This is a genomic window from Streptomyces flavofungini (genome assembly GCF_030388665.1).
In the GTDB taxonomy this organism is placed as follows: Bacteria; Actinomycetota; Actinomycetes; order Streptomycetales; family Streptomycetaceae; genus Streptomyces; species Streptomyces flavofungini_A.
In genome coordinates this window covers 6,877,959-6,891,655 of sequence record NZ_CP128846.1, presented here as the reverse complement: position 1 = coordinate 6,891,655, position 13,697 = coordinate 6,877,959, and the positions used below count along the sequence as shown (strand labels likewise).

Sequence of the window (13,697 nt, the reverse complement as noted above, 5' to 3'; positions counted from 1 at the left end):
CCCGGTTTCGGAGAAGGGCGGGACCGGGGCGCACCGCGAGGCCTACAGCAGCTCCCGCAGCCGCTCCGCCAGCAGGTCCCACCGCCACCGCTCCTCGACCCAGCTCCGCCCCCGCTCCCCCATCCGCTCCCGCAACTCCGCATCACCGAGCAGCGCCACGATCCGATCGGCGGCATCCTCCGCGGAGCCACCCCGCACGACCCACCCGGTCTCCCCGTCCAGAACGGCGTCCGGCGCCCCGCCGGAATCCCCGGCCACGACAGGCAGCCCCGTGGCGGAGGCCTCCAGGTAGACGATGCCGAGCCCTTCGACGTCGAGCCCGCCACGCCGCGTACGGCACGGCATGGCGAAGACGTCCCCGGCCCCGTAGTGGGCGGGCAGCTCAGCCCACGGCACGGCCCCGGTGAACACCACGGACTCGGCGACCCGCGTCTCCGCGGCGAGCTTGCGCAGCTCCTTCTCGTAGGGCCCGCCCCCGACGACGAGCAGCACCGCGTCCGGCTCCCGCGCCAGAATCCGCGGCATCGCGAGGATCAGCGTGTCCTGCCCCTTGCGCGGCACGAGCCGCGAGACGCACACGATCACCGGCCGGTCGGTGAGCCCGAGCCGGGCCCGCACGGCGTCGCCGCCGGAGCCGGGGTGGAAGGTCTTCTCGTCGACGCCGGGCGGGAGTTGGACCATGCGCCCGGCCGCGGCGGGGCTGAGCGCGGCGGCGATGCGGGAGCGGGTGTACTCGCCGAGGTAGGTGACCGTGTCCGTCGAATCGCCGATCCGGCGCAGGAGTTGCCGGGACGCGGGCAGCTGCGCCCACCCGGCCTCGTGGCCGTGCGTGGTCGCGACCAGACGCCGCGCCCCGGCCCGGCGCAGCGCGGGCGCCATCAGGCCGAGGGGGGCGGCCGCCCCGAACCACACCGACGCGCAGTCGTGTTCACGCAGCAGCGCGACGGCCCTGCGGGTGACGCGGGGCGTGGGGAGCAGCATCGTCGTGGGGTCGCGGACGACCTGGAAGGGCTGTTCGGCGTCGAAGGCCGCGGTGGCCTCGGCGCCCTCGCGGCCGCGCTTCCAGGTGGAGGCGTAGACGACGATCCGGTCGGGGTCCAGGCGCAGCGCCATGTTGTGCAGGAACGCCTGGATGCCACCGGGCCGGGGCGGGAAGTCGTTCGTGACGATCAGGGTCTTGTGCATCGCCGCCGACAGTACCGGCCGGACGCCCGCCCGCGCCGCACGGCCCCGCCTCGCCCGCCCGCGCCGCCCGGCCCGGCATCATGACTTCCCGAAACATACTTAAACGCATCAAAAGCGGGCGAGGTGCACATGGCGGGCACGGGACAGCAGGAGACCGGGGAAGCCCTCACGGCGGGGGCCCTCACCGCGGAAGCCCCCGCTGCGGGGGCCCGCACGCCGGGGGCCGGGCCGACCGGAACCGAGCCGCACGAAGCGGGCCCGGACGAAACCCCGCCACACCAAGCCAGGCCGGACGCCCCCCAGCCGAACACCCCCGAACACCCCCACCCACCCCACACCTCCCACAGCTCCCGCCCCTCCCGCGCCTCCCACTCTCCCCGCTCCACCCGCTCCACCCGCTTCCCCCGCTCCCTCATCGCCCCCGAACTCCGCCTCCTCGCCCTCTGGGTCCCCACCCGCGCCCTCCTCCTGCTCTGCGTCTTCCGTGTCGTCGTCATCCCCGGCCCGGACGTCACCAGCGACGTCTCGTTCATCTACCAGAGCTGGTACGAGGTGCTCCGCACCGGCACGTTCCCGCTCGACGACGTCACCTGGCAGTACCCGCCCGCCGCAGCGCTCGCGATCCTCAGCCCGGCCGTCGTGCCCTTCCTCGGCTACCCCGCCGCGTTCTTCCTGCTCGCGTTCGTGGCCGACGCGGTGGTGACGGGGCTGCTCGTGCACGCGGGCGGGCGGCCCGGCAGGACGCTGCGGGGGGCCTGGGTGTGGACGGCGGGGGTCGCCCTGCTCGGGCCGACCGCGTACGCCCGCTACGACCTGATGGTGACCGCCGTCGCCGTCGCCGCGCTGCTCGCCGGGGCGCGCAGGGCGGGCGCGGCGGGGGTGCTCGCCGGGTTCGGGGCGGTGGTGAAGGTGTGGCCGGTGCTGCTGCTCGTCGGCGCGCCGCGGGGGCGGGCGGCCCGGCGATCCTGGGGTGCCGCGGTCCTCACGGCGGGGGCCGTCACGCTGGCGTTCGTGGTGGCGATGCCGGGGGCACTGGCGTTCCTGACGTTCCAGCGCGACCGGGGCACGGAGGTCGAGTCGCTCGGCGCCCTCGTCTTCCATGGGGCGCGCCATCTGGGCTGGTCCGGCGAAGTGCGGCTCAACTACGGCTCGGTGGAGTTCATCGGCCCGTACGTCCCGCTGGTCAGCGGGGTGGCGCAGGCGCTGTCGGTGGCCGCGCTCGGGTGGCTGGTGCTGTGGCGGGTCCGGGCACGGGTGTGGTCGGCGTCCACGCCCGCGGACGCGGCGTTCGCGGCGGTGCTGCTCTTCACCACGACGAGTCGGGTGATCAGTCCCCAGTACATGCTGTGGCTCGTCGGGATCGGCGCGGTCTGCCTTGGCTGGCGCGGCAGTCGGATGGGGTGGCCGGTCGGGCTCGTCCTCGCGGCCACGTTCGTGACGTTCCTGGAGTTTCCGTTGTGGTTCTCGCACGTGGTCGCCAGCGACGCGTTGGGCGTGGCGCTTCTCGTCGTCCGCAACGGGCTGCTGGTCGCAGCGACGGTGCTGGCGTGCCGGGCGGTGTGGCGGGGGGCGGTGCCTCGCGGGGCGCCCCAGTCCCGCCCCTTTCCCGAAACCGGGGGCTGCCGCCCCCTGGACCCGCGCTGATCGGCGCTCCGCGCCTCGTCCTCACACGCCGGACGGGCTGACGCCATCCAGCCCCTCCGGCAGTGCGGGAGCGGGATCGGGCAGCCCCCGGCAGGGACCGCCCTCAGCCCAACTCCTCCCGCACATAAGCCCGCCACCGCCCCGTGAACTCCTCCCCCGTCGTGCCGAGCACATCCCGCAGGGCCCCCTCCACCGCCCCGGCCCGCTGCCGATGCCGCCCCACGGCCTCGTAGAAGGCGCGCAGCTTCTCCTCGCCCCACTCCTCGGCGATCATCCGGCAGGCCAGCCAGGACCCCTCGTAGGCCCGCGCGAGCCCGCCCGCGTCGCCGCTGAAGCCGAAGGCGTCGTCGGCGGGCAGGGCGGCGGGCAGGCGGCCGTCGAGGACCGCGCGGCGCAGTTCGGGGGCGGCCTGGTGGGGGGTGCGGTCGGTGCCGCGGTAGCCGACCCAGTCGGCGAAGCCTTCGGAGAGCCAGAGCGGGGTGGCACGGGAGGTCCTGGTGCGGGTGGCGACGTGGGTGGTCTCGTGGGTGAGGACGACCTGCTTGCCCAACGCGCCGAGGACGCCGTACGCGTCGGGGTTGACGACGATCCGATCGGCGGGCGTCCGGCCGGAGCCGCCCGCCTCGCCGGTGGTGACGGCGGCGATCCCCTGGTAGCCGGAGGCGGGCGCGCCCAGGAGGTCGGCCATGCCGTTGAGGGACTTGGGCACGAGGACGACGACCTTGCCGGGCCAGGGACCGCGCCAGGCGTCCCGCACGGCGGGCACGGCGCGGTCGGCCAGCTCCGCGTACCGCCGCAGCTCCGCCCGCTCGCGGCCGACGCCGAGGACGAGGCTGTGGGTGCCGCGCACGGCGTCGACGCGGCCCTGGTCCCAGAGTTGCTCGGTGGCCTTCGCCGCCGGGCGCTCCGCGGTGACGTACCAGCGTCCGTCGCGCCGCTGGAGGGACAGGGTCCGCTCGGCGGTGAGGGACGCGCGGTCGTAGCCCGCGACGCGGTAGTGCAGGTCGGCGGTGGCGGTGGCCCGGCTGCCGTCGCGCTCGAAGTCCCTGAGGCGGTACGTCCAGGACTTCAGGGGGACGTCGCGCAGCCGGTCGTAGGCGGCGGAGGGGCCGCCCGTCGCCCGATAGGCCCGGGGGTCGCGCTCCAGGACCGCCTCGGCGCGCCGGTCGAGCAGCCGCCGCACGTCGGCGGGGGCGGCGTCCGCCGGGTCGTCGCGGCCGCAGCCCGCGAGCCCGGCGGGGGCGAGCACCGCGAGGCACACGCCCACGCCCGCCGCCGCCCGCGCGCCCCGCCCACGTCCTTGCCCTCGACCAGCCACGTTCCCGATCGTACGGGGACCCCGGGCCGCCGCCCCGGCCCGTGCGGCCGAAGACCGTCGATCAGACCCGGGTCACGGACGACACCGGCATCATCCCCACCGGGTCGTAGCGCACCGCCGCGCCGGGGTAGGGCGCGTGCACCACCTGGCCGTTGCCGACGTACATGCCGATGTGGCTGGCGTCGTCGCGGTAGGCCACCAGGTCGCCGGGCTGCGCCTGGCCGAGCGGCACCCGCCGGCCCGCGCCCGCCTGGGCCTGCGAGGTGCGGGGCAGGCCGACGCCCGCCTGCGCGTAGGACCACTGGGTCAGGCCCGAACAGTCGAAGCCGGTGGGCCCGTTGGCGCCCCACACGTACGGCTTGCCGACCGCCGAGCGGGCCGCGGCGATCGCGGCCGCCGCGCGGCCCGACGCCGGGGCTCCGGCGCCCGCGAGGTCGGGCATGTCGGGGCGGCTCGACCGTGAGGACCTGTCGTCGCGCTCGCGCTCGGCCCGTGGCAGCGAGTTGAGCAGCTGCCGGGCCTTGGCGAGCTTGGTCTCGACGGTGCGCTTGTGGCGGGCGACCGTCTTGCGGCTCTCCTCCAGCTCGGTCAGCTTGCGCGTGGCCTCGGAGCGCTCCTGGGCGAGTTCGCGCTGGGCCCGCTGGAGCTCGGTGAGTTCACCGCTCTGCCGGGAGCTGATCCGGCTCAGGGCCGAGGCGCGGTCCAGGTAGCCGTCGGGGTCGGAGGAGAGCATCAGGGCGAGCGCGGGGTCGATGCCGCCCGAGCGGTACTGGGCGCCGGCGAGCGTACCGAGGGCGCCGCGCATCGCGTTGATGCGCTCCTGGCCTCGCGCGACCTTGTCCTTGGCCCGTTCGACCTGGTCGCGCAGCGTGTCCGCGCGCTCGTCCGCCTTGTTGTACGCCTCCGTCGCCTTCTCGGCCTGCTCGTAGAGGCGGTCCACCTTGGACTTGGTGTCGGACCGCGGGTCCTGCGGGGCGGCGCCCGCGGGTGTCGCGGCCAGGGCCGCCGCGGCGGCCGCGGCGGACAGGACGGTGATGGTGGCGGTGCGTACGCACCGGTCGGGACCGGTGGGTACTGCGGGACGGCGATGGGATCCCACGGGAAGCCGCTCTCCCTTCCGCTGGAACGGACCCCCGCCGGGCGGGGGCTGTCGGCTCCCCCGCGCGAGGGCGGGGGCCGCTCCCCGGAATCGGGGAACGCGCGCGACAGTAGCGGCGTGATCAGGCCCCGGCCAAAGACCCTGAGCGCCTACGCACAGTGACGCCCCGCCTCAGACGCAGGTCATCGGCGGGGCGCGGGGTCAGCGGAAGTTACCGGAATTCGCCCGATCGGACGGTGCGCCGGACTCCGGTGGGGCGGGCGTCAGATGCGGACGCCGAACTGGAACGGCATGTTGTTGATCGACTCGTAGCGGACCACGGTGCCGGTGCGCGGCGCGTGCAGGACCTGGCCGTTGCCCGCGTAGAAGCCGACGTGGTGCAGGTCGCCGTAGAAGATGACGAGGTCGCCGACGCGCAGGTCGCTCTGCGAGGCGATGCGCGTGCCGTAGTTGGCCTGCGCCTGCGAGGTGCGCGGGATGTCCATGCCAGCCTGGGCGTAGGCCCAGGAGGTGAGGCCGGAGCAGTCGAAGGAGGAAGGACCGGTCGCGCCGTAGACGTAGGGCGAGCCGATCTTGCTCTGCGCGGCGGCGTACGCGGACGCGGCACGGCCCGAACCCTTGGCGGGGGCGCCGCCCTTGGAGTCGGGCTTGTCGAGGGCCTGGCGCTCGGAGTCGCGCGAGGCCCGGTCCTCCTTGGCCTTGAGGGCGGCGCGCTCGGCGGCGGACAGGGAGTTCAGGAGGCGCTGCGCCTCACCGAGCTTGCCCTGCACCTCCTTCTTCTTCTTGCCGAGTTCGGCGCGCGTGGTGGCGAGGTCGCCGAGCTTGTCCGCGGCTTCCTTGCGCTGCTGCGCGAGGGTGCGCTGCTTGCTCTGGATCTTCTTCAGGGCCTCGGCCTGCTTGCTGCTGAGCTGGTCGAGCGCGGAGGCCTTGTCGAGGTAGTTGTCCGGGTCGGAGGAGAGGAACAGCTGCAGGGAGGGGTCGATGCCGCCGGAGCGGTACTGGGCGCTGGCGAGCGAACCGAGGCCGCTGCGCAGCTCGTTGAGGTCGTCCTGACCGCGGGCGACCTTGTCCTGCAGGGTGTCGACCTGCTTCTCCAGCTTCTGCTGCTTCTCCTTGGCGCCGTTGTACTTCTCGGTCGCCTTCTCGGCCTCTTCGTAGAGCTTGTCGACCTTGGACTTGACCTCGTCCTTGCTCGGCTTCTCGTTCGGCGCGGCGTTCGCTGCCTGCGAGGTGAGCGCGACGGCCGCGGCGGCGGTCGCGGTCAGCACGGTCACACGGGCACGGCCCGGCTGCTTGGGTCGACGGTGTGACGCCACGAAGGCGGCTCCTTCGATGAGTGATCAACAGAGCGGAGGTCTGGGCGTGACCCTAGTGACCCGCCGATGATCAGATCAAATCCTGACCATGAAAAAGTCCGCCGCCAAGCGTTTTCTTTACGAAGAATCGACGCGCCGTAGCGGTCATTTGACGCTCCGTCTCGCGCACCCATGACCCAATTCGGGCATACGGTACGGGAGTTACGGATGGGGCTCAGCCCCGTGAAAGCCGCTTCAGGAGCACCGCGGACGCCACCGGGCGCGCCCCCGCCTTGGCGATCCCGTCGGCCACCTCGCGGTCGGTCGACACCACGATGACGGGCCGCCCCGGCGGTTCGGCGCGCACCAGCTGCCGGATCAGCTCGTCCGCCGTCACCCCGGCCTTGGAGAAGAGCACCCGCACCCCGCGCGGCGGCGCGAGCAGCACCGGAGCGGCCAGCTCGGCGCCGTCGAAGACGCAGGTCACCTCGGCCCCGCTCTGCAGCGCGAGCTGGGAGAGGGAGCCGAGCAGCCGCAGCCGCTGCTTCTCCAGGGGCATCGTGGGATAGCCGGTCTTGGTGACGTTGTAACCGTCGACGACCAGATGCGCCTGCGGCAGGGCGAGCAACTGGTCGAGAATGGCGGGATCGTTCTCGGACAGCGCGCGGGCGGCGATGTCCTTCGGCGTCATCCGGCCGGGCTCGTCGGCGTCCACGGTCTCGGCGGGCCGCACCGAGACCGGCGGCAGGGCCAGCTCGCGGCGCAGCCCCTGGGCCGCCTCCAGGACCGTGTCGAGCAGCAGCCGCACCCGCATGTCCTCCACGCTGCGGCCCTCGCGCGCGGCCCTGCGGGTGGCCTCCAGGGCCGCCTCGGCCTCACCGAGGCGGGCCTTGAGGCGCCGCGCCTCGCTCTCGGCGGCGGACAGCTGGGCCTGGCCCTCGGCGCGCGCGGCGTCGGCCTCGGCGGCCGCCTTGCGCAGTGCCGCCTCGCCGCGCTTGATGTCGCTGAGCGCGCCGCGCAGCTTGCGGTGGGTGGCGTCGGTCTCGCGTCTGGCCGCGTCCAGCTCGGCGCGCAGGCGCTCGGTCTCGGCCTTGGTGTGGGCGCGGGCGGCGGCCAGCTCGGCGCGCAGCCGCTCCAGTTCGGCCCGGGTCTCCTCGTCGGCGCGCTCGGCGTCCGCGCGCTGGGCCTCCTCGCCCGCGGCGGTGACCAGCTTCACCCAGCCGAGCGGGCGCAGCACGTAGGCGGCGGCCGCGACGTCCAGCGGGTCGGCGGCGGGCGGCGGCGTGCCGGCGTCCAGGGCCTCGGCGAGCTCGGGCTGCGCCTCGCGCAGGCGTTCGCCGATGCGCTGGCGGAACAGGGGGTCGCTCTCCAGGGCCGCGGCCATGGCGTTGGCCGCGAACTTCACCCGCCTGCTCGGGGTGAAGCGCGCGTACTGACGCAGCTGAGCCGGAAGTTCCGCGACCGTGAGGCCGCCGAAGCCGTCCGACACGATCTGCACGACCGCCCGCCGCACGCCGTCGGGCAGCGGACGGTCGAGCACCTCAGCGGCGCCGTCCTCCGGCGTTCCGCCCGCGCTCTCCACCATCGGTCACCCCACTAGCTGTGCGGGGCCCGCTCCCTCTTCAGGAGCCGGCCCCGGGCCTGTCCACGAGTTCCACCTGGTCCACCGCGTTGCACCACCGGCAGCGGACCGACTCGATGGTCTCACTGACGACCTCGCGTTCTTCGACCTTCGGCGCTCCGGCCAGGTCGAGGTGCACATACTCGACGACCTTCGAGGAGCGGGTCACGTCGAAGCGCGTGAGGTTGCCGCAGAGGGCGCAGCGCCATCGGGTGGTTTCGGTCGGCAGGGGAACCGTCATCGTGACGTTCGCTTTCCTTCGGGAACCGTGGTGCGTATTGCCCGTAACCCTAAGGCCTGTGTAAGGGGCTCCGTACGCACATGGGCGGGCGAGGCGATCTGCGGGGACAGGTCCGGTTGCGTCATGCTTTGTCGATGATCACTGCGTGGGTCCCGGCCGCCGGCCGGATGGTCGGGCGACAGGCGGCTCCGGTGACGTACGCGCTGATCGTCGCGTGCTGCCTGATCTTCCTGATCTCCCCCGGCTCCGGTCTCAACCCCTCCTACGGCACCGGCGACGCGCTGCTCGCCGCGCAGCGGGCCTACTTCGAGCGCTGGGGGGTCGTACCCGTCGAACTGCTCAGCGGGAAACCGCGGGCCGCGCTCACCGCCGTGACGGCGCTGTTCGTGCACGGCAGCTGGCTGCATCTGCTCGGCAACATGCTCTTCCTGTACGTGTTCGGCGTGATGGTCGAGGAACGCATGGGCCACCTCCAGTACGCGCTCTTCTACCTCGGCTGCGGGTCCCTCGCCCTGCTCGCCTACGCGATCGCGCACGCGGACTCCGGCCAGACCCTGGTGGGCGCCTCGGGGGCGATCTCCGCCGCGCTCGGCGCCTTTCTGTATCTCTTCCCGAAGGCGCGGGTCACCAGCCTCTTCCCGTTCCTGTTCTTCCTTCCGCTGCGGTTTCCCGCGTGGGTGGTGCTGCCGTTCTGGGTGGCGCTGCAGTGGGCGGCGGCGGGGCAGGAGCGGCAGGGGCCCGGGGTGGCGTATCTGGCACACCTGGTGGGCTTTTCCTTGGGGTTTGTCTACGCCTGGGGGCGGCGTCGGGGGCCAAGTAGAGTGAAAGCCTCTGGAACGGCCACCGAGGGAGACAGTCAGCCGTGATCACCGCGATCGTGCTCATCAAGACCAGCGTGGACCGGATCCCCGAGATCGCCGAGTCGATCGCCGCCCTCGACTGCGTCAGCGAGGTCTTCTCCGTCACCGGCACCTACGACCTGATCGCCATGGTCCGGGTGTCCCGCCACGACGACCTGGCGGACGTCATCCCCGGCCGGATCAGCAAGATCCCCGGCGTGGAGGGCACGGACACGCACGTGGCCTTCCGTACGTACTCGCAGCACGACCTGGAAGCGGCGTTCGCGATCGGCCTGGACTCCTAGCCCCTCCCCGGACCGGCCGACGGGCACCCGCGCCCGGCTCGCTCCCGGATGAGGGATTCTTCATCTGCGGCTCATGCTGACGACGCGGTACGCCGCGCACCATCGCGGCCATGGTCTTCTCCCATCGCATCGCGGCCCTGGCGGCCGTCGTGGCGATTCCGCTGGGCATCGCCGTGACGAGCTACGCCCTCACCGACAGCCCCACCGCACCGAAGGTGCCGCCCAAGGTCGAACTCGACAGCGGCTCCCCGTCCACGGCGCCGTCGAAGCCCCAGCCCACCCCCAGCGACCAGGTGGTCTCGCCGCCCCCGGTCGGCGAGAACTCCACGGACGGCGGGGGCGACGAGGACGATCAGGGCGACGATGACGACGACGGCAGCAGCACCGGATCCCACACCCCCGCACCGACCGGCGGGCCCGGCTCCTCGGGGGACGACGACGCGGACGACGGGCCCGGCGACGACTGATCCGATGTCGACCGGCCCGGCGGCGACCGGCCCGGCGACGGCCGAGTCGCCCGGCCCCGCGCACCGCCGCGTCTCCGCGCGCGTCCGCATCCTGCTCTGGCTGCTCCTGGTGATGGCGGTCGCGCTCGCCGCGGTGGCCGCGACCACCCGCTCGATCCTGCTGCGCGACGTCGACCACCGCGTCGACCGACTGCTCACCCAGGAGACCGGCGAGTTCACCAACTTCGTGAACCGGGGCGTCGATCCGGACACCGGCAAGGGCTTCACCGACCCGCGCAAGCTGCTCAAGGTCTTCCTGGAACGGCAGTACGCGGACCCCGACGAGGAGCTGATCGGCCTCGTGCGCCGGGAGGGCGCGGGCCCGGCCCAGCTCAGCCAGCCCCGGGAGCTTTCGGTGCGCGACCCGCTGCACCGCGACCCGGCAGCCCGGCGGGCGATCTTCGCGGCGGACGGCTCCACGGGCACCCTGGACCGCGCGTCCGGCGAGCTGCGCTGGGCCAAGGTCGAGGTGGCCCGGTACGGCGACGAGCCGGAGGCCGCGTTCGTCGTCGCCTTCCACCCGGCCGCCGAACAGGCCAAGGCGGACGACGTCTTCCGCATCCTGCTCGCCATCTCCGGCGTCGCCCTCGTCCTGACGACGGGCATCGCCTGGGCCGTCGCCGGGCGCATCCTCAAACCCGTGCGTCTGGTGCGCACCGCCGCCGCCCAGCTCACCGAGCAAGACCTGACCCGGCGCATCCCCGTGCACGGCAAGGACGACATCGCCGCGCTCGCCGACACCTTCAACGGCATGCTGGACCGCCTGGAGCGGGCGTTCGCCGCGCAGCGCGAGTTCGTCGACGACGCCGGGCACGAGCTGCGCACCCCCATCACCATCGTCCGCGGCCACCTGGAGCTGATGGGCGACGACCCGGCCGAGCGCGAGGAGACCGTCCGGCTCGTCACCGACGAGCTCGACCGGATGAGCCGCATCGTCGAGGACCTGCTGCTCCTCGCCAAGGCCGAGCGCCCCGACTTCATCCGGCCGGAGCCGGTGCAGCTCGCCGAGCTGACCGCCGACGTCTTCGTGAAGGCCCGCGCGCTCGGCGAGCGCGGCTGGGAACTGGCCGAGGTCGCCGACCGCGAGGCCCGGCTCGACCCGCAGCGCATCACCCAGGCGATGGTCCAGCTCGCCCAGAACGCCGTGCAGCACACGGTGCCCGGCGGGCGGATCCGCGTCGGCTCGCGCCTGGTGTCCGGGCGGATCGAGCTGTACGTCGCCGACAGCGGCCCCGGCGTCCAGGCGCAGGACGCCGAGGTCATCTTCGAACGCTTCCGGCGCGGCACGGCCCGGCGCGGGGCCAGGACCAGCGGCGCCGGCCTCGGGCTCTCGATCGTCCGCGCGATCGCCCGCGGCCACCGCGGCGAGGTCGACCTGCGCCCCACCGACGGCGGCGGCGCCACCTTCGTACTCGTACTGGAGGACCAGACATGAGCCGCACCGCGACCACCGGAGGCCGCGCATGAGCCGGGTGCTGATCGTGGAGGACGAGGAGCGCATCGCCTCCTTCGTCGACAAGGGGCTGCGGGCCAACGGGTTCACGACGACGATCGTGGGCGACGGCGACGCGGCCTACGACTACGCCCTCACCGGCGGCTTCGACCTGATCCTGCTCGACATCGGGCTGCCGGGCCGGGACGGCTTCACCGTGCTCAGGGAGCTGCGCGAGGCGCGGGTGTCGGTTCCGGTGATCGTGCTGACGGCGCGCGACTCCGTGCGCGACACGGTCGCCGGACTCGAAGGCGGCGCCGACGACTGGATGACGAAGCCGTTCCGGTTCGAGGAACTGCTCGCGCGGGTGCGCCTGCGGCTGCGCACGGCGGCGCGTGCGCCCGAGGTGACCGTATTGCGCGGCGGCGAGGTGACGCTCGACCTGCGCACGCGCAGGGCCCGTTCGGGCGCGCGCACGGTGGACCTGACGGCGCGTGAGTTCGTGCTCCTGGAGCTGTTCCTGCGCCACCCCGGGCAGGTGCTCTCCCGGGAGCAGATCCTGTCGCACGTGTGGGGCTACGACTTCGACCCGGGGTCGAACATCGTGGACGTGTACGTGCGCGCCCTGCGCAAGAAGCTCGGTGCGGAGCGGGTGGAGACGGTGCGGGGCATGGGGTACCGGCTGCCCGCGTGAGAGCGGGGGCCCGGTGCGGGCCGCCGGTGAAGTTCCTTTCATCTTCGGCTCATCGAAGGCTCACGGCGCGCCGGGACGCTGACTGCCGTGACCCTGACCCCGCGGCAAACGATCCTGCTCTGCCTGGCCCTGAGCCTGTGCGCGCTCCTCGTCGTCCCCGGCAGCTTCCCCGGCCTGAGCGGTGACGCCCGCCTCACCCTCGCCGTCTTCGCCCTGGCCACGTGTGCCTGGATCGGCACGCCGATCGACGACACGTACATCGCGCTCGGCGCGGGCCTCGCCCTCACCGCCACCGGCGTGATCAGCAGCGACACCCTCTTCGGGACCCTCGGCGACGAGACGGTCTGGCTGCTGATCTGCGCGTTCGTGCTCGCCGCCGCCGTCGCGCGCAGCGGGCTCGCGGGGCGAGCGGCGGCGTTCCTGGTCAGCGGGGCGCGCAGCGTGCGCCAGCTGACGCATCTGACGACCGCCGCCCTGGTCGTCACGGCCTTCGCGGTGCCGGCCACCTCCGGGCGGGCCGCGCTCGCGCTGCCCGTCTTCCTCGCGCTCGCCCAGGTCCTGGCCGACCGCAAGCGGCTCGTCGTGATGCTGGCGCTGCTGTTCCCGACCGTGATCCTGCTCTCCGCCGTCGCGACCCTGATCGGCGCGGGCGCGCACCTGATCACCGTGTCGGTTCTGTGGGAGGCCACCGGCGACCGCATCGGCTTCACCCAGTGGCTGCTGCTCGGCCTGCCCCTCGCCATGGCGTCCTCGCACCTGGCCGCCGAGGCCGTGCTGTGGACGACGACCCGCCGCGCCGACCGCACGGGCCCCGTCCACATCACCGTCGAGCAGATCCAGGAGCACAGCGAACACCCCGTCACCGGCCCCTGGGAGCCCGCCGAGACGCGCTGCGCCCTGCTCCTGGCCACCGTCGTCGCCCTGTGGTGCAGCGAGCCCCTGCACCAAGTGCCGCCCGCCGTGGTCGCGTTGATCGGCGCGGTCGTCGCGTCCTCGCCCGCGCTCGGCACCGTACGCCTGAAGGACGCCCTGAGGACCGTGCCGTGGGCGCTGCTGCTCTTCATGGCGGCGACGATGGCGATGGGCGTGGCGCTCGCCGACTCGGGTGCGGCGAAGTGGCTGGTGTCGGGGCTTCCCGTCGACCTGCCGCCGGGCCTGTTCCTGGCCGCCGTCGTCGCGATCAGCACGGCGGCGCACCTGGTGCTCCAGTCCCGTTCGGCCCGCTCGTCCGTCCTGGTGCCGCTGGTGGTCGCGGCCGCCGTGGGCGCGGGAGTGAACCCGGTCGCGGCGGCGCTCGCGTCCACGGCCGCCGCCGGTTTCTGCCACACGCTGCCCGCCTCCGCCAAGCCGGTGACGCTCTTCGCCGAGATACCCGGCACGCCCACCTACACCCCGCGCGACCTGCTGCGCCTGTCCGCCGTCCTGGCTCCCCTGACGGCCGCCCTCGTCCTGCTGTTCGCCCTCGCGGTGTGGCCGCTGCTCGGCGTGCCCGTCGTCCGCTGAGCCCCGGCCCGGCCG

Annotated in this window: 13 protein-coding genes; 7 read left to right on the top strand and 6 right to left on the bottom strand. The window is 73.7% G+C overall.

The window, feature by feature from the left end; translation table 11 throughout:
• Positions 1-42: 42 nt before the first annotated feature.
• On the bottom strand, positions 43-1,185 hold the full coding sequence (locus tag QUY26_RS29455) for a glycosyltransferase family 4 protein (protein WP_289951867.1): 1,143 nt from the start codon (positions 1,183-1,185) through the stop codon (positions 43-45).
• Positions 1,186-1,314: 129 nt separating this feature from the next.
• Between QUY26_RS29455 and QUY26_RS29450 the strand changes: the two genes are divergently transcribed.
• Positions 1,315-2,829 carry a glycosyltransferase 87 family protein gene (locus QUY26_RS29450; protein ID WP_289951865.1) on the top strand — a complete coding sequence of 505 codons (1,515 nt, stop codon included), beginning with the start codon at positions 1,315-1,317 and terminating at the stop codon, positions 2,827-2,829.
• Between the two features lie 103 nt (positions 2,830-2,932).
• On the opposite strand, the gene QUY26_RS29445 is transcribed toward QUY26_RS29450, so the two are convergent.
• The 5 genes from QUY26_RS29445 to QUY26_RS29425 all read right to left on the bottom strand — a co-directional run bounded on the left by QUY26_RS29445 (position 2,933) and on the right by QUY26_RS29425 (position 8,403).
• Positions 2,933-4,090, bottom strand: a complete 1,158-nt coding sequence (locus QUY26_RS29445; protein WP_289956159.1) for a hypothetical protein — start codon at positions 4,088-4,090, stop codon at positions 2,933-2,935.
• 118 nt (positions 4,091-4,208) lie between these two features.
• Entirely contained in the window at positions 4,209-5,246 is a 1,038-nt protein-coding gene (locus QUY26_RS29440) for an NlpC/P60 family protein (RefSeq protein ID WP_289951860.1), read from the bottom strand.
• Between the two features lie 263 nt (positions 5,247-5,509).
• Complete coding sequence (locus QUY26_RS29435) at positions 5,510-6,562, bottom strand: C40 family peptidase (protein ID WP_289951858.1); 1,053 nt, start codon at positions 6,560-6,562, stop codon at positions 5,510-5,512.
• A 214-nt stretch (positions 6,563-6,776) separates the two neighbouring features.
• The gene (locus QUY26_RS29430) at positions 6,777-8,126 is read right to left on the bottom strand and encodes an NYN domain-containing protein (protein ID WP_289951856.1); all 1,350 of its coding nucleotides are present in this window, start codon (positions 8,124-8,126) and stop codon (positions 6,777-6,779) included.
• Between the two features lie 37 nt (positions 8,127-8,163).
• On the bottom strand, positions 8,164-8,403 hold the full coding sequence (locus QUY26_RS29425) for a hypothetical protein (RefSeq protein ID WP_030360887.1): 240 nt from the start codon (positions 8,401-8,403) through the stop codon (positions 8,164-8,166).
• Positions 8,404-8,537: 134 nt separating this feature from the next.
• Between QUY26_RS29425 and QUY26_RS29420 the strand changes: the two genes are divergently transcribed.
• The 6 genes from QUY26_RS29420 to QUY26_RS29395 all read left to right on the top strand — a co-directional run bounded on the left by QUY26_RS29420 (position 8,538) and on the right by QUY26_RS29395 (position 13,682).
• Positions 8,538-9,269: a rhomboid family intramembrane serine protease gene (locus QUY26_RS29420; RefSeq protein WP_289951854.1), complete on the top strand. Its 732-nt coding sequence runs from the start codon at positions 8,538-8,540 to the stop codon at positions 9,267-9,269.
• Positions 9,266-9,547, top strand: coding sequence for an Lrp/AsnC family transcriptional regulator (locus QUY26_RS29415; protein ID WP_030679502.1), 282 nt, complete (start codon positions 9,266-9,268; stop codon positions 9,545-9,547). Before QUY26_RS29420 ends, QUY26_RS29415 begins: the two co-directional genes overlap by 4 nt.
• 110 nt (positions 9,548-9,657) lie before the next feature.
• On the top strand, positions 9,658-10,014 hold the full coding sequence (locus QUY26_RS29410) for a small secreted hydrophilic protein (RefSeq protein WP_289951852.1): 357 nt from the start codon (positions 9,658-9,660) through the stop codon (positions 10,012-10,014).
• Positions 10,015-10,018: 4 nt separating this feature from the next.
• Complete coding sequence (locus tag QUY26_RS29405; RefSeq protein ID WP_289951850.1) at positions 10,019-11,488, top strand: sensor histidine kinase; 1,470 nt, start codon at positions 10,019-10,021, stop codon at positions 11,486-11,488.
• Between the two features lie 28 nt (positions 11,489-11,516).
• Positions 11,517-12,179: a response regulator transcription factor gene (locus QUY26_RS29400; RefSeq protein ID WP_289951847.1), complete on the top strand. Its 663-nt coding sequence runs from the start codon at positions 11,517-11,519 to the stop codon at positions 12,177-12,179.
• A gap of 87 nt (positions 12,180-12,266) precedes the next feature.
• Positions 12,267-13,682 (top strand): SLC13 family permease, encoded by a 1,416-nt coding sequence (locus tag QUY26_RS29395; RefSeq protein ID WP_289951845.1) that lies wholly within the window; start codon positions 12,267-12,269, stop codon positions 13,680-13,682.
• Positions 13,683-13,697 lie beyond the last annotated feature (15 nt).